The 21,006-nt window shown below is 52.1% G+C and carries 22 protein-coding genes; 14 read left to right on the top strand and 8 right to left on the bottom strand.

Features of this window, described 5'->3' with window-relative positions; genetic code table 11:
* The 3 genes from H7F08_RS02315 to motD form a co-directional block, all read right to left on the bottom strand.
* Entirely contained in the window at positions 1–492 is a 492-nt protein-coding gene (locus tag H7F08_RS02315; protein WP_075322609.1) for a protein phosphatase CheZ, read from the bottom strand.
* Positions 492–908, bottom strand: coding sequence for a chemotaxis response regulator CheY (gene cheY, locus H7F08_RS02310; RefSeq protein WP_010640349.1), 417 nt, complete (start codon positions 906–908; stop codon positions 492–494). The genes H7F08_RS02315 and cheY overlap by 1 nt, the downstream gene beginning before the upstream one ends.
* Before the next feature lie 372 nt (positions 909–1,280).
* Positions 1,281–2,126 (bottom strand): flagellar motor protein MotD, encoded by an 846-nt coding sequence (gene motD / locus H7F08_RS02305; protein ID WP_031569790.1) that lies wholly within the window; start codon positions 2,124–2,126, stop codon positions 1,281–1,283.
* Positions 2,127–2,338: 212 nt separating this feature from the next.
* Between motD and H7F08_RS02300 the strand changes: the two genes are divergently transcribed.
* Entirely contained in the window at positions 2,339–3,082 is a 744-nt protein-coding gene (locus H7F08_RS02300) for a flagellar brake protein (RefSeq protein ID WP_193639751.1), read from the top strand.
* Here H7F08_RS02300 and fliW read toward each other — a convergent pair.
* The 5 genes from fliW to flgA form a co-directional block, all read right to left on the bottom strand.
* Positions 3,062–3,535, bottom strand: a complete 474-nt coding sequence (fliW, locus tag H7F08_RS02295; protein ID WP_193639750.1) for a flagellar assembly protein FliW — start codon at positions 3,533–3,535, stop codon at positions 3,062–3,064. The genes H7F08_RS02300 and fliW overlap by 21 nt on opposite strands.
* Positions 3,535–3,798 (bottom strand): carbon storage regulator, encoded by a 264-nt coding sequence (locus H7F08_RS02290; protein ID WP_075322612.1) that lies wholly within the window; start codon positions 3,796–3,798, stop codon positions 3,535–3,537. Before H7F08_RS02290 ends, fliW begins: the two co-directional genes overlap by 1 nt.
* A gap of 3 nt (positions 3,799–3,801) precedes the next feature.
* Positions 3,802–4,191: a hypothetical protein gene (locus H7F08_RS02285; RefSeq protein WP_193639749.1), complete on the bottom strand. Its 390-nt coding sequence runs from the start codon at positions 4,189–4,191 to the stop codon at positions 3,802–3,804.
* Positions 4,192–4,198: 7 nt separating this feature from the next.
* A complete protein-coding gene (gene flgM, locus H7F08_RS02280; protein ID WP_193639748.1) occupies positions 4,199–4,543 on the bottom strand; it encodes a flagellar biosynthesis anti-sigma factor FlgM in 345 nt (114 codons plus the stop codon).
* Between the two features lie 97 nt (positions 4,544–4,640).
* Positions 4,641–5,363 (bottom strand): flagellar basal body P-ring formation chaperone FlgA, encoded by a 723-nt coding sequence (gene flgA / locus H7F08_RS02275; protein WP_031569783.1) that lies wholly within the window; start codon positions 5,361–5,363, stop codon positions 4,641–4,643.
* 274 nt (positions 5,364–5,637) lie between these two features.
* Between flgA and flgB the strand changes: the two genes are divergently transcribed.
* The 13 genes from flgB (at position 5,638) to H7F08_RS02210 (ending at position 21,005) form a co-directional block, all read left to right on the top strand.
* Positions 5,638–6,051, top strand: a complete 414-nt coding sequence (flgB, locus tag H7F08_RS02270) for a flagellar basal body rod protein FlgB (RefSeq protein ID WP_031569781.1) — start codon at positions 5,638–5,640, stop codon at positions 6,049–6,051.
* A 19-nt stretch (positions 6,052–6,070) separates the two neighbouring features.
* The gene (gene flgC, locus H7F08_RS02265; protein ID WP_193639747.1) at positions 6,071–6,487 is read left to right on the top strand and encodes a flagellar basal body rod protein FlgC; all 417 of its coding nucleotides are present in this window, start codon (positions 6,071–6,073) and stop codon (positions 6,485–6,487) included.
* A gap of 2 nt (positions 6,488–6,489) precedes the next feature.
* Positions 6,490–7,185: a flagellar hook assembly protein FlgD gene (locus H7F08_RS02260; RefSeq protein WP_010640017.1), complete on the top strand. Its 696-nt coding sequence runs from the start codon at positions 6,490–6,492 to the stop codon at positions 7,183–7,185.
* A 12-nt stretch (positions 7,186–7,197) separates the two neighbouring features.
* Positions 7,198–8,439, top strand: coding sequence for a flagellar hook protein FlgE (flgE, locus tag H7F08_RS02255; protein WP_010640015.1), 1,242 nt, complete (start codon positions 7,198–7,200; stop codon positions 8,437–8,439).
* A gap of 11 nt (positions 8,440–8,450) precedes the next feature.
* Entirely contained in the window at positions 8,451–9,191 is a 741-nt protein-coding gene (gene flgF, locus H7F08_RS02250) for a flagellar basal-body rod protein FlgF (protein WP_010640013.1), read from the top strand.
* A gap of 20 nt (positions 9,192–9,211) precedes the next feature.
* Positions 9,212–9,997, top strand: a complete 786-nt coding sequence (gene flgG, locus H7F08_RS02245; RefSeq protein WP_024892681.1) for a flagellar basal-body rod protein FlgG — start codon at positions 9,212–9,214, stop codon at positions 9,995–9,997.
* Between the two features lie 10 nt (positions 9,998–10,007).
* The gene (locus H7F08_RS02240; RefSeq protein WP_175438569.1) at positions 10,008–10,769 is read left to right on the top strand and encodes a flagellar basal body L-ring protein FlgH; all 762 of its coding nucleotides are present in this window, start codon (positions 10,008–10,010) and stop codon (positions 10,767–10,769) included.
* Positions 10,770–10,780: 11 nt separating this feature from the next.
* Complete coding sequence (locus tag H7F08_RS02235) at positions 10,781–11,908, top strand: flagellar basal body P-ring protein FlgI (protein WP_024892683.1); 1,128 nt, start codon at positions 10,781–10,783, stop codon at positions 11,906–11,908.
* Entirely contained in the window at positions 11,905–12,867 is a 963-nt protein-coding gene (flgJ, locus tag H7F08_RS02230) for a flagellar assembly peptidoglycan hydrolase FlgJ (protein ID WP_193639746.1), read from the top strand. The genes H7F08_RS02235 and flgJ overlap by 4 nt, the downstream gene beginning before the upstream one ends.
* Positions 12,868–12,927: 60 nt before the next feature.
* Entirely contained in the window at positions 12,928–13,284 is a 357-nt protein-coding gene (locus H7F08_RS02225; protein WP_193639745.1) for a hypothetical protein, read from the top strand.
* 2 nt (positions 13,285–13,286) lie between these two features.
* Positions 13,287–15,311 carry a flagellar hook-associated protein FlgK gene (gene flgK / locus H7F08_RS02220; protein ID WP_024892686.1) on the top strand — a complete coding sequence of 675 codons (2,025 nt, stop codon included), beginning with the start codon at positions 13,287–13,289 and terminating at the stop codon, positions 15,309–15,311.
* A 10-nt stretch (positions 15,312–15,321) separates the two neighbouring features.
* Positions 15,322–16,647, top strand: a complete 1,326-nt coding sequence (gene flgL, locus H7F08_RS02215) for a flagellar hook-associated protein FlgL (protein ID WP_024892687.1) — start codon at positions 15,322–15,324, stop codon at positions 16,645–16,647.
* A 125-nt stretch (positions 16,648–16,772) separates the two neighbouring features.
* Positions 16,773–21,005, top strand: coding sequence for a rhamnan synthesis F family protein (locus H7F08_RS02210; RefSeq protein ID WP_024892688.1), 4,233 nt, complete (start codon positions 16,773–16,775; stop codon positions 21,003–21,005).
* Position 21,006: the final 1 nt, after the last annotated feature.

Raw genomic sequence — 21,006 nt, 5'->3', positions numbered from 1 at the left:
TTAGATCCCCAGTTCTGCCAGCAAGCTATCCACTTCTTCCTGATTGATGCTGGGATTAGCCTCGGCGGTTGCGGCGTTTTCCTCTGCGATACTGCTGGCTGATTCCATACCGGCTTCTGTCAGGGTAAGGCGTATGCGCTCTTCAACGGCCTGAAGCAGGGTGATGGCTTTTTTCAGCCGTTGACCGGCAAGATCCTGCCCCTGTTGGCTGGCCAGAATAACGAGCAGGGCGCTTTCAATGTCTTTCAGGGGCTTATCAATATAGCTATTGTGCGTGTTGCGAATGATGGTTACCGCATCTTGCGCTCTTTCGACAGCGGCAAGAGTGGCCATAGTCTGCTCTTCGGTTAAGCGCAGTGCTTCTTCCAGAGGGTTTTGTGCGCCGGACAAATTTTCTTCGGCAGTATTGGCGATTCGCTTCAGGCCTTCACGCAGCAGTAACTCGGCCTCACTGAGCAGACGATTAGGATCCAGCGGATTTTGTGTGGTCATCACTGGCCTCCCTGAGCCGCCTGAAGACGCTTGAACACGCTATCCAGCTTTTCTTTCAGGGTGTCGGCCGTAAAAGGCTTGACGATGTACCCGTTGACTCCGGCTTGGGCTGCTTCCAGGATGTTTTCGCGTTTGGCTTCAGCTGTGACCATGAGTACCGGAATATGTTTGAGTTGTGGATCTGAACGGATGGCACGCAGCAGATCAATTCCCTGCATATTGGGCATGTTCCAGTCGGAAACAACGAAATCAAAGGGTCTGCTGTGCAGTTTCTGTAGTGCCTGAACGCCGTCCTCAGCTTCATCAAAATTGCTGAAACCGAGTTCGCGTAACAAATTGCGTACAATGCGCCGCATCGTAGAGAAGTCATCCACCACTAAAATGTGGATGCCCTTGTCGACCTGATCAATACCCATAAATGCTGATCTCCTCCTTGAGTCGTACTCCATCCGTTGCATACGGAAAAGCAATTCCTGTACCACCTGTCTGGATGGAGTAGTGCAGATGTTCTGCTTTTCAATACGGCACATCTCCAGGAAAACTAAAGCCGGTTGGTTAAATCCAAATCTAAAAATGGCAGTTGCCGTGGGTGCTTTGTAGCGACTTTTGTTTCGAGCCGTTGTTGTTCTTGGCGAAATCCTGCGTCCGTCAGGAGAGCTGTTTGAGCCCGCAGGGCGAGTTCTCTCCTGACAGCAGGATGAGCTGTAGAACAACAGGCGAAGAACAAGGGAGCAAAAAGCACCCACGGCAACTGCCGTTTTTAGGTTAAAGAATGCTTACATAGGCAATCAGCCGCGCTGGCTGATGTTGCCTGCCATGATCGGGTCTGTTCCTGCCTTGCTGGGGTTTTGAGGAGCGACCACCACGATACTCACACGACGATTCATGACCAGACCCTTGGCGGTATTATTGGATGCTACAGGGTGGTACTTGCCATATCCGGCAGCAACCAGATGATGCGGGTTGACGCCATGCTCAATAAACAGTTCGACGACGGATACGGCCCGCGCTGCAGATAGTGCCCAGTTGGAGGCAAATTGTGGGGTACGGATGGGCAGGTCGTTCGTGAAGCCGTTCACCTGGATTTGATAAGGTACCTGCGCCAGAACTTTGGCGATATTGCCTAAGGTGCTGCGCGCATTACCGCTGAGTTGTGCCTGCGCTGATGGAAAGAGAATCTTCGCATTCAAGTCAATGACTACTCCCAAATTGCTGCGATGGATGGCCACGCTACCCTGATCAATCAATGGCTTGAGTAAGGCCTTCATTTGCGCCTCAATTTTTTGCATTTCCGGATTTGCCTGGGGTTTGGGTTCATGCGCTCGGGGTGATACCTGACCTTGCTGCACATGGGGAACCGGGTCCAGGGTGGCTACTTTCGGTAATGCCGGCAGGGCTACCGGGGTTTGGGTCAGGCTATTGGTATCCGATCGTATCGGGACGGGTGACCAGGGTTGACCACTAAAGGCGGATACCAGAGTTTTTGATAATACCTTGTATTTACCTTCATTTACTGAAGAAATGGCATACATGACCACAAAAAATGCGAAAAGCAGGGTAATGAAGTCGGCGTAGGAGACCAACCACCGTTCGTGGTTTTCCCATTCCTCTTCTGCTTTCTTTTTGCGTGCCATCCCATATTCTCCTGTGTTCTCTAATAAACTCAGCCATTAAATAGTCGGTTTTTTACGTTTACAGCGTCCGCTCGAAAAATAAGCGAGATTTATGCCTGATCAGGCTGGCTGTGAAGCGGCATGAATTCTGCTGAAAGGTCGTCAATGCAGGGCCAACCTTACTGGACTTGTCAAATTTTTGACATATGGATAGATGTGAGAAGGAAGCAGTCATGGTCAATGGTGAAACCCGGTTGGATAAACTGTTTGTAGATGCCAATCGTTTGACGTTAAAAGCAGCGTGCGATCGCGCACTCCAGTTCCTGGTGAAAAACCAGCAAAACATGCAGGTCCTGGTAGGTCAACCCGGCACTTTCATGGGGCAAGCAGATCTATTGTACGATGATGCGGTTCATGAGAGCCTGATTCTGGATGCTCTGACGCCGGAAGCAGCTAATGCTTATGCGCTCGCCGGTGAAGACCTGCTCCTGTGGACTGACGATGCATTGCCCCTTGGTTTTCAGACGGTGGTTGTAGAGCAACTTATCTGGCAGCGGTTTGCGGCCATTCGTATCCAGCGACCCGAAATGGTTTTTCAATGGCAAAGGCGCAGTACATTGCGTGCAGTAGTCGATTCGTCCAATAAAACTTCTGTAATATTGAAACGTTATGGGGCAAGGGATGTGGAAGGTGAATGTGTGGATATTGGTGCCGGTGGTATGCGCATCGGCATAACAGCACCACAGGACTATCCGGTGACTCAGGGTGAACTCCTGGCTCGGGTTCAGTTTAAGTTTCAGGGGCAAGGCTGCTCAGTGGAGGCTAAGGTCTGTCATCTGGGGCCAGGAATCTACACCCAAGGTGGGGTTCAGCAGTTAGGTTTGGCGTTTATCCATTTGCCCGTGGCACTGGAGGATAAAATTATTCAGTACACGCTACGTTACGATCGGGAATGCCTACGCCGTGCCAGTCGCTAGGGATTGATCCTGATTGGGAACAATAATCTGAGCTTGAAGTTCAGCCGGTGGTAGATGTGCAGCACTTAATGGTTCAGTAGGCATTTCGTGATGTTCTACAATCCATTGTCCAAACTGTCTGGTTTCCGGGAGGAAATAAAGCGGGGCCAGCGAGTTACTTTGGAGTGTGCCGTTTTCCGTTTGGGGTAGTATCACCATTACCATGGGTACCCCTGACGTTTTGGCAAAATGCGGAACCTGGGAATACCGTATATTGAAGTGTTCGGGAGCAACCAGTAAAAAAGTGATCAACGCTTCATCCAGTGACTGTAACCAGACAAATGGTCCTTGACTGGGAAGATGCAGTAAAGCAAAGCGTTGCAAGTCGGTAAAGCCTGGCATGGGCGCAATACAGTGCCATACTTCCTCGTCGGCAATAGAAAATGGGCCGAACCGGGTATCATAGGTTTTCATCAGGCTTTGTCCTTTGTATTGCCAGCATCATCAACGGCTTTGGGCTGTTGATTCAGCCAGTGATTGAATGCTTCCGGGGCCGAGCTTAGAGCGGACTGGTTGGCCTGTTTGACGGTTTCCAGTAATTCTTCACGTAAAATGGTGACATTGTCACTGCTTTCTATGCCCAGGCGGACCTGCCCGTCCTCAATACGGGTCACTACAATACGAATATTGTCACCAATACATATGGCCTGACCGCGTCGTCTGGTAAGAACCAGCACGATTCAGGCGCTCCCGATCAAATGGCGTTCAGCTGATGATTTTGCAGTACCCAGGCCTGAGTATGTGGCGGGCTGTACACCGAAAAAAATTTCCCAGGCGCCCTGATTAAAGCGTTGCAATGCGCTGATAATCTGACCATTTAGCTGATTTTTACACATGATTTCGTTTAATAAATTGCGTAAATGCGCATCAGCGGATGAATTTTTTGAAGGTTGGCTTGCTGCTGTCATGCAACTCTGAATGTCGGCAAAACAGCGCATTTTTTCAGTGGCAATCCGCTGGAGTTCTGCCATCTGACCTGATTTCAGGCACTCAGTCTCGTTATCCAGTAAGGCCTGCAATTGTTCGAGCAGCAAGCTTTCCTGAGAATCAGTCGAATCGTCGAGATCCATGATCGGCTCAGGCTGACTTGTTGGTACTTGCAGGCATGAACTGCTGATTATCCTGAGTCAGGCCCTGGCCAATTTTGAGGGGAGAAATCTGATAGGTTCCGTTGGATATGGCGGCCTTGATGTGAGCGAGCTGATCCGTATGACCAATGTGCGTATCCTGAGCAGCCATCAATTGCCGCGCCTGCGGTGAAAGCGTGAGATGATCCTGTGCAACAGAGCTCGCGGCAAGAGCTTGTCCGGAAGATTTACCGGAGTCTGGGGTGGACCCACTCACTGCTTTGTCGGTGTTACTCCGCGTGTCTGCAGTCGGTATTCCTGCAAGTGATCCAGAATATGGATTGATGGGATTCATGCGCTTATCTCCTAACGTATCTGCTGCCATAGTCACTACTACGACACATCAGATTAAAAACTAAAGCGAAACGGTCAATGAACTACTCTGAACTGGCCTAAAAGTCTACCACGACATGCCCTTGTGCGGTTACTGTCCCCCGGATTACGCGACCTGACTGCAGGTTTCTGACCATGATGCTTTGTCCGGGGCGACCGCTTTCAATGGCGTCGGCAATGGTGGCAATACGAATCCCATTGCCTTCGGCATAAAGAGTGACCTGCTCCCCTGCATGGACCACATCAGGGGCATTCAGCATGCTCGTAGTAATAGGTTGTCCGGCTAATGTTCCGAATCGCAGAATTTTACCGATGGCTTCCTGGGGCGAATTTAAGGTGTTGCCCCCCAAACCACTGGTATCCCTGCGTACGACAGCCAGATCTCCAGCCTGCAGAATGGATCCGGCAGATAGTGGCCGGGAGGCAATGACGACACTCTGATCCATTTGGATTTGTACGGGTAAATATAACTGCCAGGGGGAAGGCGACTGACAGTGGACTTGTACGGTTTGGTTGCCATAGGGGTTGCTATAACCAAAATACGCCACTTTCAACTTGCTGCAGGCAGGAAAATGAATACCCGGGGCCGGTCCGTCCAATTGAATATGAACATCCGCTGATTGATCAGGTAAATGCGCCCGCACAAAATTCCGAACCACCTCACGAATAGTTGCGGGGTTTTCTACAGCAGCCTGAGCGCAGGGGCTGACCATGGCGGATATCGCCGCGAGCAGCAAGCTGGCAACCATAGATTTTATGCTGTTTGTGAAACTGAGCTTCATAACCCCAAGGCACCTCATGTAAATAGGGTGTTAGTCAACAAGCAAAGCAAATAATGCGCCAGACTTTTAAGGAGGTTATTTCGTCCAGTGGTTTCTGAATGCGCGCAGCGAGAATGGTTGAGCGGCATTTTTTTGCCGGTTGTGTCCTGAGGACTGAAGCGGGGCGGCTTTATTCTGCCGTGTAGCATGCGTAATGAAGGGGTAATCACGGGATAATTTTTGGCATGTATGTTGCTTTAAGGTGATTGTGAATAATTTTAAGGGGCTCACGACAATGTCGGGATTGTTAGATCAGGCTCTGGATCCTTTGGCTGCGGCGCTTAAGGTTACGGGTTACCGGCAGCAACTGGTGTCAGCCAATATCGCCAATGCCAACACGCCCAATTATCGGGCCGTAGATATTCCGTTTGCTCAGGTGATGCAAGCCGTTCAGGCGGGTGATAAAGGCAGTTTACCATTGACGACTGACAGTAACCGGCAATTTTCTGAAACCGGCAATAACGCGAGCATGGCTGCTTTTGTGCAATATCAACGTGGCAGCCAGGTAGGACTGGATAATAATTCGGTGGATATGAATCGAGAACAGGCAGATTTTTTGCAAAACAGCGTGCGTTACCAGGCCGACCTGACCTTTTTGACCGGAAAAATTAAAACCTTGACCTCGGCCATTACGGGAACAACCGCTTAAACATGCAGGAGTAAGACTTATGTCATTGTTTTCAGTTTTGGATGTAGCGAGCTCGGCCCTGACTGCCCAAAGTTATCGGCTTAATGTGGTCGCCAGTAATATGGCCAATGCCAATTCGGCAACCAGTTCAGATGGTCAACCCTACCGGGCCCGGGAAGTGATTTTTGCCGCGCAACCTTTTGCCAATGCTGGCGCTCCCGCCGGAGTCAATGGCGTACGGGTGGCCGGGGTCATCAGTAAACCCGGGCCATTCAAAATGGTCTATCAACCGGGGAATCCGCTGGCGGATAAAGAAGGCTACGTCAAAATGCCCAACGTGAATCCCGTCGATGAAATGGTCAACATGATTTCGGCTTCGCGGGCCTATCAGGCCAATGTGAATGTGATGAACACCACGAAATCCCTTTTGCAGAAAACCCTTAGCCTTGGAGCCTGAACATGAGCGTCAATTCTCTGACATCCAGCGTCAATCCTTTTTATCAGTCGTTGCAGACCAGTTCGGCAAGTAGCTCAGGTACAGCCAGCAGCGGAGCCAGTGGCCTTGCCAGCGAAAGCACCTTTTACAATCTTCTGGTTACCCAGCTCACCAATCAGGACCCCCTGAACCCACTCAGTAATCAGGATTTATCTTCACAGCTGGCACAATTCAGCATGGCCAATGGCGTCCAGGCCATTCAGGGTTCGCTGAGTTCTCTCATGGATCAAATCAATCAGAACCAGGGATTGCAGGCTGCTTCCCTGATTGGCAAGTCGGTCACTACTTCAGGGAATCAGTTGACCTTGAGCAGCGGCAGTGCCAATGGGGCTTATAATCTGGGCAGCGCCGCCAGTGCAGTGGACGTGCTGGTACAAAACAGCGCCGGTCAGACGCTGGCGGTTTTACCTCAGGGTGCACAGTCTTCGGGAATGCAGACTTTTAGCTGGAATGGAGAAGGCGCCAATGGGAGCGCTTTGCCGTCAGGAAATTATCAGTTTTCGGTACAGGCCGCCGATGCCAATGGGGATGCAGTCACGACTACACCCTACATGTTTGGCGTGGTGAATGGCGTTACTTTGGGAAGTTCCGGTCCTACCCTGCAGTTACAGGGGCAACAAGGCTCGGTGCCGTTCAGCTCTGTACAGAATATTATTTAAGGAGTTTGCAAAATGGGTGCATTCAATACAGCGTTAAGTGGATTACAGGCAGCTAATACGGATTTGCAGACTCTGGGTAATAACATATCCAATGCCAATACGGTAGGATTTAAAAGCTCCAATGCCGAGTTTGCTGATGCCTATGCTTCAGCCATGGCCAATACAGCACCAACTGACGGGCAGGTAGGTATTGGTACTACCGTGCAAACCATCGCCCAACAGTTTACTCAGGGTAATATTGAAACAACCAGTAATCCTCTGGATGTTGCCATTAACGGCAATGGTTTTTTTCAGTTCAACTATAATGGTTCAACAGTTTATGGCCGTAATGGACAGTTTCAACTGAATAAAAACGGCGTTATTGTGGACGCCAACGGTGGAGAACTGATCGGGATTCAGGCGCAAAATGGTAAACTGACCGGTGCCAGCGGCCCCTTGACCATCAATCAGAATGCCATAGCCCCACAGGCAACATCTACCTTGAGCTTGGGCTTGAACCTGGATTCAACCAATACCCCCATCAGCGGTAATATCAATATTAATGATCCAAGTACCTATAATTATTCGACCACAACGACGGTTTACGATAGTCTGGGTACTCCGCAGTTGTTGACCACTTATTATCAATTGCAAAGCGGTTCAGGTACGACAACATCCGGGCAAACCTGGAATGTGGATTACTCGGTAACGGGAACTACTGGTGCCAGTGGCATTACTACTAGTGGCGTTGGAACCTTGCAATTTAATGCTTATGGTCAGGAAACCAGCTCAACTTCTACACCTATTTCTATTTCTTGGGCTGATGGCGCAGCTCCGAGTAGCATTGCTGTCAATTTCAGTGGCAGCACCAATTATAATTCTCCCAATTCCGTGATCACCAACAACAGTAACGGTTATAGTGCCGGGCAATTATCCGGACTTTCCATTGACTCTGGGGGCAATATTTTCGGGCGTTATAGCAATGGTGAATCCCAACTCATGGGACAAATCAGCCTGACCCGATTCCCCGATAATAATGGTTTGCAAAATCTCGGCAATAACTATTGGGCAGAAACCTATGTTTCGGGACAACCCCTTTCCGGTGGCCCTGGCAGTTCCAATCTGGGCGTTTTACAGGCCGGGGCGGTGGAACAGTCCAATGTGGATATTTCCAAGGATCTGGTGAATCTGATTGTGGCGCAGCAGGCTTATCAGGCCAATGCCCAGACTATTAAAACCCAGAATACGGTAGTACAGACGCTCTTGAGTTTGTAAGAGGATAAGTCATGGATACCCTTTACATTGCCATGAGTGGCGCCAATGCCATTCTGCAAAAGCAGACGGTTACGGCGAATAATCTGGCTAATGCCAATACCACCGGATATCGTGCGGATGAAGCCCAGTTCAGTGCCTTGCCGGTGTATGGGCAAGGTTTACCGACCCGCGCCTATACGGCTACGGAAACCCCCAGTGTGAATTTTCAGTCAGGCCCCGTAGTACGCACCGGACGGCCTCTGGACGTGGCGGTGAATGGCCAGGGCTGGCTGACTGTTCAGGGGCCTGATGGCAAGGAAGCTTACACCCGGGACGGGAATCTGCAACTCAACGGCCAGGGTATCCTCATGACCGCGACCGGGCATCCGGTGCTGGGTGTGAATGGCTCGCCTATTTCCCTGCCGCCGATGCAGTCTCTGGTCATTGGCAGTGACGGGGTGATTTCCGGGGTGCCGGTAGGCAGTCAACCCAATGCTGTTGTCACAATCAACCAGATCAAGCTGGTGAATCCTTCGGAAAAAGGCTTGCAGAAAAATCCCGATGGACTATTTCAGAATAGTGATGGCAAACCGGCAGCTGAAGATGGCAATGTGGTGCTTGAGCCTGGAGCGTTGGAAGGCAGTAATGTGAATCCGGTCAATGCGATGATTCAGATGCTCGAAGATACCCGCCAGTTTGATATGCAGACCAAGTTGATGCAAACCATTTCCCAGGATCGGCAAAGTGCCAATCAATTGCTGGTGTTGTCATGAACAATCAGGAGCAATAAATCATGATGCGTTCTCTTTATGTAGCAGCGACTGGCCTGGAAGGTGAACAGACCAAAATGGACGTTATTGCCAACAATCTGGCGAACGTCAACACCACCGGATTCAAGCAGTCCCGCGCAGTTTTTCAGGATTTGCTCTACCAGAATCTGCGGCAACCGGGTGCGCAGTCTTCGCAGACTACCCAATATCCCTCAGGACTTCAGCTTGGCACCGGGGTGCGCGTCGTTTCCACGGAACGCCTGATGACCCAGGGCAACTTGACCCAGACCGGCAATGCGCTGGATGTGGGGATCAATGGCCAGGGCTTTTTCCAGATCATGCAGCCCAACGGGACCATTGCTTACAGCAGGGATGGTACTTTTCAGATGAATAATCAGGGGCAACTGGTCACCTCCAACGGTTATCTGTTGCAGCCACCGGTAACCATTCCACCCAATGCCCAAAGCATTACGATTGGTAGTGACGGGACTGTTTCGGTGGTGCTGCCGGGGCAGGCCCAACCTCAGCAGGTGGGTAGCATCCAGCTCGCCAATTTTATCAATCCCACCGGCCTGCAAAGTATTGGCGACAACCTGTATTTGCAGACGGGATCTTCCGGCGCGCCGCAAACGGGACAGCCCACCCTCAATGGTTTGGGTTCTGTGCAGCAGGGCTACCTGGAATCTTCCAATGTCAATGTGGTGTCGGAATTGGTGGATATGATCGCCACGCAGCGTGCCTACGAAATCAACAGCAAGGCGGTATCCACTTCGGATTCCATGCTCGGGTATCTCACCCAGAATTTGTGAGGCTGATAACATGACTGCGCAAGCCATCCACAAGGTTCCCATGCATTTTCCAGTATCCTTCGGAAAAGTCTGGATGGTTTTGCTGCGTCTGGGTTTCTTGATGATGCTGGTGTTGGGCTTGACGGCTTGTGCCACCTTGCAGGGGCATCATGATCTCAAGCCGCTCAAACCTTTACCCATTCCCGCAGAACCGGAATCACTGGCGGCCCATGCCCCCAACGGGTCCATCTGGCAGGCGGGTACCAATGTATCTTTGTTCAGTGATAACCGGGCCAATCGGGTGGGCGACCTGATTACCGTGTTGATTCAGGAAAACTCCAGTGCCAGCAACAACACCAACACCGCCATTAACTCTTCAGATTCCTTGAGTGCAGCGCTTACCAACTTTTTTGGGATCACCCCTGCTTTTGGTAGCGTGGCTGGTAAGGCCTTCAGTCCCAGTATGGGGGCAAACAGTGCCCAGAAATTTGGGGGCTCCGGTGCAACTACCCAAAGCAATACTTTTACCGCCACTCTGGAAGTAACGGTAGTGAGAGTGCAGGGCAATGGGAATCTGGTCATTGAGGGTTCCAAAGAAGTGCTGCTCAATGGTGGGCATGAGTATATCCGGGTCGCGGGAGTGGTGCGGCCGGCTGATGTGACGCCACAAAATACCATTTTATCCACGCAAATTGCCGATGCGCGTGTGGAATATAGCGGCAATGGCAGCATTTACTCAGCCGCACGGATGCCCTGGCTGGCGCGCTTTTTCCTGTCGCTATGGCCTTTCTGAGGAAAAAACAGATGCCCAAGCTCTTGCGATCATCTTCTGCAATCATCCTGATGCTGGTACTGATGACATTTACCGGATTGTTTTCCGCCCAGGCCGAAACAATCCGCAATCTGGTTTCGGTAGGCGGGGTGCGCAGCAACCAGCTGGTCGGTTATGGTTTGGTAGTCGGGCTGAATGGAACGGGTGATCAGGCTACGCAGGTGCCCTACACCACCCAGTCCCTGCTCAATATGTTTCAGCGTTTGGGGATCAATTTACCCGCCTCTGTTGCCACCAACCTGCAACCCAAAGATGTGGCTGCAGTGATTGTGACCGCACATCTGCCGCCTTTTGCGCAACCGGGACAAACTATTAACGTAACAGTTTCTGCTGTGGGTAATGCCAGCAGTCTGGCGGGTGGTACCTTGCTGATGACGCCATTGAAGGGCGCCGATGGCCAAACCTATGCAGTAGCTCAGGGAAACCTGATTGTCAGCGGTTTTGGGGCCAGCAGTAACGGCTCCTCGGCACAGGTAAATATCACGACGGCTGGAACTATTCCCAACGGGGCCAATGTGGAGCGGTCTGTTTCGTCGGGTTTTGATCAGGCGGGGCCGATGATGCTCGAATTGCATAATCCGAGTTTTACGACGGCGGCACGTATTGCCAATGTCATCAATCAGCAGCTGGGATATGGGGTGGCAGAAGCACTGAACGCCGGAGATGTTCGGGTCAATGCACCCGGTTCGCCCGGAGCGCGGGTCAATTTTCTTTCACAGATTGAAAATCTGGATGTCAGTCCCGAAACACCACTGGCCAAGGTAGTTATTGATGCCCGCAGCGGTACGGTCGTGTTAGGACAAAATGTCACGCTGGGTGCCTGTGCGGTTGCACATGGCAATTTATCGGTGACCATTTCCCAAAAGTATCTGGTCAGTCAGCCCAATCCCCTGGGCGCGGGGCAGACGGTGGTGGCGCCGCAGGCCAATGTGAAAGTTCAGCAACCCCAGGCGAAGTTGTTGATGTTTGAACCGGGAGTCAGTCTGGAAGCTGTGGTACGTGCCCTGAATGCAGTGGGAGCAACGCCTACAGACTTGATTGCCATTTTGCAGGCCATGAAAGCGGCGGGTGCCTTGCACGCGCAACTGGAAGTCATATGAGTGCTGCCATCAATCTGACCGCTACAACGCGCTCTGCGGAGGTTGGTCCACAGGCTGCGGCAGCTACTGCCAGTGACGCCCTCAACTTTTCCGGACTGAACCAGTTGCGTAGTGAGGCCCAAGCCCACAATCCCCAAACCATTCTGGCCGTCGCCAAACAGTTTGAGGCCGTTTTGCTGCAGGAGATGCTCTCTTCCATGTCGGCCACTTCCTTCGGTTCGGATTTAACTGGAAAAAATTCCGGGCCGATGCTGAAGTCTCTGTTTAACCAGCAGATTGCGCAAACCGTCAGTCAGGGGCAGGGCATAGGTATTGCCCAGACCCTGGCCAAGGAAATTGCTACGCGTTACAACCTCCATTGGGGTAAGCAGAACGCATCACCGGCCGGGGACAAGGCGATGACTATGCCCGCCCGTAATGCGGCCTTATCGGCTCCGGTCATGACTTCGGCAAGCTGGGCCAAACCTTCACAGACGCTCCTGGAACAAGCCAAGTCCTTTGTGCAATCCATAATGCCTGCCGTGCAGGCTGCGGCACAGAAGTTGGGCGTGGCACCTACTGCCATTATTGCCCAGGCTGCCCTGGAAACCGGTTGGGGGAGTCATGTGGCCGGTAACAATCTTTTCGGCATCAAGGGGGGCGGTTCCTGGCTGGGCAGTTCGGTGGATAGTCTGACGCATGAATTCGAAAACGGCGTGAATGAAGTGGAAAATGCTGCTTTCCGCGCTTACCAGTCGGTCGGGGACAGTGTGCGCAATTACGCCAGCTTGTTGATGAATAATCCCCGTTATCGCGGGGCATTAGGGCAGGGTGACAATATTGCCGGATTTGCCGAAGCCTTGCAGCAGGGCGGTTATGCGACCGATCCGCAATATGCGAACAAGCTGGTGGCAGTGGCAGACAGCCCGCTCATGCAAGAAGTGATGGGAGACGTGTCGCTGGCTAAGGCCAGTGGCTAAACTTTATGCCTTTTTGTGTCGTTACAAGAATATAGAATAGTGCGGGGACCGGGTCAGAAAATGGATAGTCAATCGTTGGGGCAAGAATTGGAAACCGTTATCCAGCTGACGATGGTCTTTGAAGAGCAAAGACAGTGGCTTGTCCGAGGTGACTGGACCCGGCCCATGCCCAAGGCCGATGCCCCCGAACGTTTGGGAAAGCGTCTATTGGCGCTTCGCGCCAGTAATCAAAAGGTTGTGACTTCAGTAGAGCTTGGTGAGGCGGTATTGGCACTTCAGGAAAGTTACAGCGCCTTGGATCATGCTTTGCGGGTTGCCGGTTCAGGTTTAGGGGAGGCTCTGGTTGTGCTGCGTCAACAAGCCGGCATTGTTTATGGTAGCGGGGAATATACGGGTCGTTCATTGGGGAGTGCATAATCATGTCTGGAATCAGTGGGTTGGTGAATAATGCGTTGACCGGTTTGCAGGCTGCCCAATCCGCCTTGCAGGTGGTTGGGGACAATATTGCCAATGTAAATACGCCCGGATACAGTCAACAAAGTGCTTTGCAGTCAACGGCTATCCCTACCGCCATTGGCGGCCTTTATTACGGAAACGGCACTCAGATCGATTCCGTGCAACGCAGTTACAGCAGCTTTTTGCAGGGTCAGGTCTGGACGGCCAGTGCCAGCGCCAGCGGGCAGGCCAGTTTATCCAGTTCCCTCCAGAATATTCTGGGTATGCTCAATAATGGCGGCGTCAGCTCCCAGGTCAGCCAGTTTTTTTCCGGGGTCGCGCAAGTGGCTGCCAGCCCGGATGACATTCCCGCCCGCCAGAGTATGCTCAGTAATGCACAGACCCTCAGCCAGACATTTCAGTCATTGGGTCAGCAGTTGGCCAGTGTTGGCAGCGGGGTTAATCAGCAGATTACCCAGTCCGTTGACCAGATCAACAGCATCAGCAAGCAGATTGCACAATTGAATGTTCAGATTTCTGCCGCGCAGGGTAATCCCAACGGGTCACCCAATGATTTACTGGATCAGCGCGATCATCTGATTACCGAATTAAATGGTCAGGTGGGTGTGCAGGTTCTTAAACAGCAGAATTCCCAGCTCAGTGTTTTTCTGAGTAATGGACAGGTGTTGGTGGCGGGTGGTCAATCGTTTGCCCTGCAGACCCAGAGTAGCCCATATAACCAGCAAACTCTGGATGTAGGTTATGCCAACAACGGCGCGGACATCTCCAAAAGCCTCACTGGTGGAACCCTGGGCGGATTATTGCAATTTCGCAGTCAATCGTTGAACCCTGCCGAAAATGGCTTGGGACTTTTGGCAGATGGTATTGCCTCTGCCTTGAATGCCCAGCAGGCGCAGGGCTTGAATTTGAACGGTAGCAGCGGTTCAGCCTTGTTCAGCACAGGTGCGGTGCAGGTATTCGCAAATACACATAACAGTAGTGGCGCTGCTTCGGTGCTGGGCACTATTACCAACGTCGGAAATCTGAGTGGCAATGATTATATTTTGACCAAAAGCTCAGGTTCCGTATGGACTTTGCAGGACCGCAGTACGGGAGCAACGGTGGCAAGCACTTCTGGTTCTGTATCTTCGGGTGCGAGTACGACGAGCCTGAATTTTTCCGGGGTAGGATTCCAGTTGCAGGTGTCCGGAACTGCGGCAGCAGGGGACAGCTTTCTGGTAGAGCCGACGCGTCAGGGTGCCGTAGGTATGCAAACGGTGCTGACTGATCCTGCGGGCATCGCCGCTGCCAGTCCTTTTGTAAGCAGCCCCGGCGTGTTAGTCAGCGGCAGTCTGCAGAATAATAATCTGGGTAATATGACCCTTTCTGCCGGACAATATGTCAGCGGTGCCGCCGGCGTGGCAGTCTCCCCTAGCGACATATCGTCATTTCCGACTAATTTGCAGATCACCATGACCAGCGGTGCTAGTCAGGGAGGTTCGGCGACTTTCCAGATTACTTCTGGTTCAGGTACTACGGCCTCGGTGATAACTACTGGAACTGTCAGCCTGGGTGGTTCCGGTACGCTCATCGACATCCCGTATCCCAATCCACCAGGAGGATATTGGCAAGTGAATCTCAGTGGCACCCTGGCGGCTTCCGGCGATGCGTTTACCTTGAGTCCCGGCGGGGCGGGGAGTAACGGCAATGCCCAGGCGATGGCCGCGTTGGCCACCAGCAAGGTTTTGAACAATGGAACGGCAACTTTTAATGATAATGCCGCGCAATTACTGACTCAGGTGACCAATCAGGCCGCTCAGGCCCAGAATAATGCTCAGGCCCAGCTCACGGTTTTGCAGTCGGCCCAAGCCTCGCAGCAAGCGGTTTCCGGGGTGAATCTGGATCAGGAAGCAGCCAGTCTGATTCAGTATCAGCAGGCCTATCAGGCGGCGGCAAAAGCCATTTCGGTCGGCAGCACTTTGTTTCAGTCATTGATACAGGCTCTATAAGGAGAACAGCATGCGCGTCAGTACCCAGGAATTTTACCAAAGCAGCCTGTATTCCTTGTTGAACCAACAAAGTACGCTGAATAATCTTTCGCAGCAGCTGTCCACCGGCAATGCGCTGATCAACCCTACCAACGATCCTGTGGGTAATGCTCAGGTTTTGGATCTCAATACCAAAATTGCCAATCTGGGTAGCTATCAACAAAGTAATACTTATGCTCAACAGGGACTCAGTATGAGTTCCAGTACCTTGCAAAGTGTCGGTACCCTGATGAATCAGGTACAGCAACTGGCGGTGCAGATGAATAATGCCACAGTCAATTCCAATGACCTGCAAAATGCTGTAACGACCATGCAGGGAAACCTGCAGCAACTGGTGCAACTGGCCAATACGCAGGATGCCAATGGTACTTACATCTATGGTGGGTCCAATGCCCAGACGCCGCCGTTTCAGCTACAGAGTGATGGCACTGTTCAATACATGGGCGATTCCAGTCAGAAAACCCTGCAAATCGGCCCGGGACTGACAACGCCTGTTTCTCAGGCGGGTAATGCGATTTTCATGAATGTTCCGGCAGGAAATGGCACTTTTACGGTAACGGCGTCCGGCAGTAATTATTTGATACCGGCAACTTCCGGAGCAACGGCCACGGATGTAGGCAATACCACTTTAGGGCCGGGCAGTGTGCTGAATCAGGCGACGGCGGATAGCCAGTTTGTGGCCGATAATGCTCAATACGAAGTCAGTATCAGTAATACTTCCAGCGGCCTGACATATACGGTCAGCAGTGGCACAGGTGCGGTTGACAGTACAGGATGGTCAGCCAGCTCCGGAACCGTTGTCAGCGGCACTTATACGCCCGGGCAAAGTATTAACATACCCAGCACCTTGGGCGGCAGCCCCTTTATGACGGTCTCGACCAATGGGCAGCCGGTATCGGGACATACCGCCCAATTTACTCTGGCTGCTGCAAAGCCCCAAAGCATTTTTCAGACGTTCAGTGATCTGATTGCCGCCTTTACCGGCGGTTCTGGATCTCCCGGCGCTAACACACGTCGTTCGCAAGACATTAGCAATGCTCTGGCAAATCTCAACCAGTTCCAGACCACGCTCCTGAGTACCCAGGCGCAAATTGGTTCGAACATCCAGCAGGCCCAAAGTGTGCAATCGCTGAATGCTAACCTGACCCAGCAATTCCAGACCGACCGGGGTAATATTGCCGATGTGAGTTATCCTCAGGTGATTACCCAGTTTCAGGAAAGCTCAACGGCGTTGCAGGCTGCACAGAAGGCCTTTGTGCAGGTGCAGGGGTTGAGTTTGTTTAATTATATTTCGTGAGTTTGAAATAATCATGCTAATAGGGTAGAGAATGATAGAAACCGCTGGTACTGTAAAAAACGGCTTAGGGACTTTAATGACGCTGAGCTTTCTGGCATGAAAACTGGGAGCGAGGCTAATCCTATATGACTCGGAATTCTTACGTATGGGAATCCCTTGATACTGTGGATAATGATTCAGAAATAGGAGCTTACCACAGCAATCCTCGTTCCGATCTGATGGCGTTACTTAGTCGGTCGCCGCGTCGGTTTCTGGATGTGGGCTGCGCATCCGGTGCCCTGGGGGCTTGGATGAAAAGCATATATCCGGAAGTTGAATTATGGGGTATCGAATCCAATAAAAAAGTGGCGCAAGTTGCACATGCTGTTTATGAGAATGTTATTGTTGGAGATATACAGGAAGTTGATTTTTCCGAATGTGGGCTTAGGAATGAAAGTTTTGATACGCTAGTTTTAGCTGACGTATTAGAACATGTTTTTAATCCATGGCGAACTTTGGTGCGTCTCAGGTCGTTGTTGACCTCCGATGCTCAGGTGCTTGTGAGTTTGCCAAATGCGCGGAATCTCTGGCTCATTAATGAGCTTTCAGCCGGCCGTTTTACCTATGAGTCTTCTGGTATTCTCGATATTACCCATCTCCGATTCTTTACCCAAGAAGAAGGGTTACGTATGCTTGAAGAAACGGGCTATTCGGTTGAAGCCATAGGCTATGGAGCCGATAGTCGTTTCATTAATACCCCGCATCCAAAGAAATTTCCAGCCAATATCGAGATGGAACATCTTGTATTCAAAAATATCGACTATGACAGCTACCAACAACTGATTAGTCTGCAAATCTTCTATCGTGCTACTCCGATTAAGTCAGCCGCTCTGCGGCCTATGGCAGATTCGAAAGTCTCGCCACAAAGCCCATTTCAGGGACATTTACATCAATCTCTGGTCGGAAAGTCCCTTCTGCACGCAGGTGATCCTCAGCGGACGAGTTACGCCGTCCTTCTGCACTTGTATTATCCTGATCTTTGGCCGGAGTTTCGGGAAGCCATCGCCCGTATTCCCAGTTCGTGCGCTCTCTACATATCATTAAGCGAGGGGCGTGAGGATGGGCTTGCTCAGATACTTCAAGATCGCCCGGACGCGGTAGTGATTCGCCATCCTAACCGGGGCCGCGACATCGCGCCGAGACTGGCGCTGGCCAAGGCAGCAGTAGCTGCTGGACACGAATTCTTGCTGTTTATTCATAGCAAAAAGTCCCCGCATTTGCAGAAAATGAAGCCGGAGCAGATTCATGTTGACTTCCTGTCCCATGGAGATGGTGATCGCTGGCGTCGCGAATTGTTGGATAATTTATTGTCACCTTCGGTGGTGGACCACGTTCGCGAACGGTTCAACCGTGCGCAGTGGGTTGGGATGATCGGGCCAGCAGGATTCTGGTTACCCTTGGATATGGGGGTGGATGCGAATCGTCCGCAAGTCGGCCCGCTGTTGGACAGTTTGGGGATTATGATAGATCCACGTCGCTACGGTTTTTTCGCGGGTAGTATGTTCTGGGCACGTGCACAAGCGCTTGCACCACTGCTGGCCCTGGATCTGAAGCCTGACGATTTTGAGGAAGAATGCGGCCAGGTTGATGGCACGCTGGCCCATGCCATAGAGAGAATATTCGCGGTGGTTGCGGAGCGTGCTGGTTTTGTGGTGGAAGATACGACAGGCCATGAATGTCTCAGGCCGTTGGGTCCGCTGCTGCCGTGGTTGGCCGCACAGCGCTGTTCCCCGCAAGAAAGCTTGTGGGCTCAACAAGCGCTGGTGAATGGAATTTCGTCTTTGGTTGTTTCTGTGCTAATGATAGAAAATGGTCGGGAGTATTACTTGCAGGCCACGCAAGCCAGCCTGTCGCAGCAATGGTCGCTGGCGCGAGTAGGGACTGGAATTGCCGGGAATGACCCGGTGATTACTATAAACACTACCTTTGCTGAGATGAATGCAGGTTGGCTCGCCTTCATGGACGCCGGCGACCAACTAGCCCCCGATGCCATATTCCGCATTCAGATGGCTATCCAGAATCATCCCGAATGGCAACTCATCTATACCGACGAGGACTCTCTCACGGCCGATGGCCAGCACCTCAATCCTCACTGCAAGCCCGATTTCAACATCGACTACCTGCGAAGCCTCCCCTACATAGGTGGCTTGCTGGTCATCAAAAAAGAACTTTTTGAGACGCTGGGCGGTTTTGATCTGCAAGCTGATGGTGCAGAAGACTATGATTTCGTCCTGCGAGCCTGGGAAAAAATCGGCGACGCTGGTATCGGTCATATTCCTGAAGTGCTTTATCATCGCTTGCAGGGTGGTGGGCACTGCAACAAGTCCGTTGAGGAAATCCTCCAGGTCAGTCAGGCTGCTTTGCAGAGGCATTTACAGCGCCTGAATATTGCGGCGGAAGTATTGCCCGGACCTTTCCCGCCAGCCACTCGGGTGCGTTATCCCCTGACTGGCACGCCTCTGGTTTCCATCATTATCCCCACACGCAATCAACTGGGCTATTTGCAGCGCTGCGTGGAATCTCTGATCGAAAAAACCAGGTATGCGCATTATGAAATGCTCATTGTCGATAATGACAGCGATGATGCCGAGGCGCGCACTTATCTGGATATGCTTGCGGCCCAGGAGGAGCAACTGGGTGGTCGGTTGCGCGTACTCAGGCATCCCGGTCCATTCAATTTTTCAGCCATGAATAACCGGGCAGTTGAACAGGCGCGGGGCGATTACGTCCTTTTGCTCAATAACGACACGGCTGCACTGCATGACGACTGGCTGGATGAAATGGTCAGCCAGATTTTGCGTCCGGAGGTGGGTATAGTTGGCGCAAAGTTGCTCTTTCCCGATGGCAAAATTCAGCATGCCGGCGTGATTCTGGGAATGCGCGGGCCGGCAGAACATCCCTTCATTGCTCAGCCACCCGAATATCGGGGCTATTTCGGCCGGGCCATGCTGACCCAGAATTTATCGGCAGTAACAGGAGCCTGTCTGTTGATCGGGAAGTCCCTCTATCAAGAGTTGGGTGGGCTGGATGAAAAACAGTTTCAGGTTTCCTACAACGACATTGATCTCTGCCTGAAAGCACGCGAAGCCGGACATAAAATTGTGTTCACCCCTTGGGCGATGCTCCTCCATGAAGGTTCCGCCAGTCAGCGCGGTGAAGTCGAGAAAAAACCCAGCCCCGAAAAAGAAAAACGCTTTGCCGGCGAAAAAATGGCTTTTTATCAGAAATGGCTGCCGCAACTGGCTTTTGATCCCGCCTATAATCGCCATTTGAGTCTGGCGAGTACGGATTTCTTGCTTGAAGATCAGGCCGCCCTGACCTGGGACCCGGAATGGCGTCCGCGTCCGCGCATTCTGGTGCATCCGGCGGACCGGGAGGGTTGTGGAGAGTACCGGATCATCTCCCCTATGCGCGCCCTGCAAAAGGCGGGGAGGGCACAGGGCTGGGAAACCATGCGGATATTTGAACCGGCAGAAATGGAACGTTTTTCTCCGGAAAGTATTGTGTTGCAGCGGCAGATGGAATGGCCGCAAATCGATGCCCTGGAACGGCATAAAAAACTGCTGAAAACCTTCCGGGTATTTGAAATTGATGACTTAATCACCAATTTGCCGGTGAAAAGCCTGCACAAGGCCCAGATACACAAGGATATCGCCAAGCGGTTCCGCAAGGCAGCGGGTTTGTGTAACCGTCTGGTGGTCGCGACGGAGCCCCTCGCCAAAGCCTATAAAGGATTCGCCGATGAGCTGCGCGTTCAACCCAACTGTATTGAAGACGCCATTTGGGGGTCCTTGCAGCCCCGCCGACGTGCTGAGGCCAAGCCCAGAGTAGGCTGGGCCGGTGGTGTAGGGCACACGGGTGATCTGGAAATGATCGCCGATGTGGTGCGCGATCTGGCCGACGAAGTGGACTGGGTGTTTTTCGGCCTCTGTCCCGATGCCCTGCGTCCTTATGTCCGCGAGTTTCATACTGGGGTACCCTTACCCCAGTATCCCAACAAATTGGCTAGTCTGGACCTGGATCTGGCTTTGGCGCCCTTAGAGAATAATTCGTTCAATGAAGCCAAAAGCCACCTGCGGATTCTGGAATACGGGATTCTCGGCTATCCGGTGATTTGTTCAGACATTTTCCCCTATCAGGGAGATTTCCCCGTCACCCGGGTTGCCAACCGCTATCGCGACTGGGTACGGGCCATCCGTGAGCAGATTGCCGATCGGCAGGCGCTGGAAGCGGCGGGCGACTGCTTGCGGGAACATGTGCGCGCCCACTGGCTACTGGAGGAGCATCTGGACGACTGGCTGGCGGCTTGGCTGCCCTGAG

Source organism: Acidithiobacillus sp. HP-11 (assembly GCF_015100075.1).
GTDB lineage: Bacteria > Pseudomonadota > Gammaproteobacteria > Acidithiobacillales > Acidithiobacillaceae > Acidithiobacillus > Acidithiobacillus thiooxidans.
The sequence above is the reverse complement of the archived record's forward strand: the minus strand, read 5'-3'. Positions and strand labels throughout refer to the sequence as shown.

What these genes read in the sequence shown, in the direction of transcription:
- H7F08_RS02315 (WP_075322609.1), bottom strand. Translation starts at nt 492, where the DNA reads ATGACCACACAAAATCCGCTGGATCCTAATCGTCTGCTCAGTGAGGCC.
- cheY (WP_010640349.1), bottom strand. Translation starts at nt 908, where the DNA reads ATGGGTATTGATCAGGTCGACAAGGGCATCCACATTTTAGTGGTGGAT.
- motD (WP_031569790.1), bottom strand. Translation starts at nt 2,126, where the DNA reads ATGGCACGCAAAAAGAAAGCAGAAGAGGAATGGGAAAACCACGAACGG.
- H7F08_RS02300 (WP_193639751.1), top strand. Translation starts at nt 2,339, where the DNA reads ATGGTCAATGGTGAAACCCGGTTGGATAAACTGTTTGTAGATGCCAAT.
- fliW (WP_193639750.1), bottom strand. Translation starts at nt 3,535, where the DNA reads ATGAAAACCTATGATACCCGGTTCGGCCCATTTTCTATTGCCGACGAG.
- H7F08_RS02285 (WP_193639749.1), bottom strand. Translation starts at nt 4,191, where the DNA reads ATGGATCTCGACGATTCGACTGATTCTCAGGAAAGCTTGCTGCTCGAA.
- flgM (WP_193639748.1), bottom strand. Translation starts at nt 4,543, where the DNA reads ATGAATCCCATCAATCCATATTCTGGATCACTTGCAGGAATACCGACT.
- flgA (WP_031569783.1), bottom strand. Translation starts at nt 5,363, where the DNA reads ATGAAGCTCAGTTTCACAAACAGCATAAAATCTATGGTTGCCAGCTTG.
- flgB (WP_031569781.1), top strand. Translation starts at nt 5,638, where the DNA reads ATGTCGGGATTGTTAGATCAGGCTCTGGATCCTTTGGCTGCGGCGCTT.
- flgC (WP_193639747.1), top strand. Translation starts at nt 6,071, where the DNA reads ATGTCATTGTTTTCAGTTTTGGATGTAGCGAGCTCGGCCCTGACTGCC.
- H7F08_RS02260 (WP_010640017.1), top strand. Translation starts at nt 6,490, where the DNA reads ATGAGCGTCAATTCTCTGACATCCAGCGTCAATCCTTTTTATCAGTCG.
- flgE (WP_010640015.1), top strand. Translation starts at nt 7,198, where the DNA reads ATGGGTGCATTCAATACAGCGTTAAGTGGATTACAGGCAGCTAATACG.
- flgF (WP_010640013.1), top strand. Translation starts at nt 8,451, where the DNA reads ATGGATACCCTTTACATTGCCATGAGTGGCGCCAATGCCATTCTGCAA.
- flgG (WP_024892681.1), top strand. Translation starts at nt 9,212, where the DNA reads ATGATGCGTTCTCTTTATGTAGCAGCGACTGGCCTGGAAGGTGAACAG.
- H7F08_RS02240 (WP_175438569.1), top strand. Translation starts at nt 10,008, where the DNA reads ATGACTGCGCAAGCCATCCACAAGGTTCCCATGCATTTTCCAGTATCC.
- H7F08_RS02235 (WP_024892683.1), top strand. Translation starts at nt 10,781, where the DNA reads ATGCCCAAGCTCTTGCGATCATCTTCTGCAATCATCCTGATGCTGGTA.
- flgJ (WP_193639746.1), top strand. Translation starts at nt 11,905, where the DNA reads ATGAGTGCTGCCATCAATCTGACCGCTACAACGCGCTCTGCGGAGGTT.
- H7F08_RS02225 (WP_193639745.1), top strand. Translation starts at nt 12,928, where the DNA reads ATGGATAGTCAATCGTTGGGGCAAGAATTGGAAACCGTTATCCAGCTG.
- flgK (WP_024892686.1), top strand. Translation starts at nt 13,287, where the DNA reads ATGTCTGGAATCAGTGGGTTGGTGAATAATGCGTTGACCGGTTTGCAG.
- flgL (WP_024892687.1), top strand. Translation starts at nt 15,322, where the DNA reads ATGCGCGTCAGTACCCAGGAATTTTACCAAAGCAGCCTGTATTCCTTG.
- H7F08_RS02210 (WP_024892688.1), top strand. Translation starts at nt 16,773, where the DNA reads ATGACTCGGAATTCTTACGTATGGGAATCCCTTGATACTGTGGATAAT.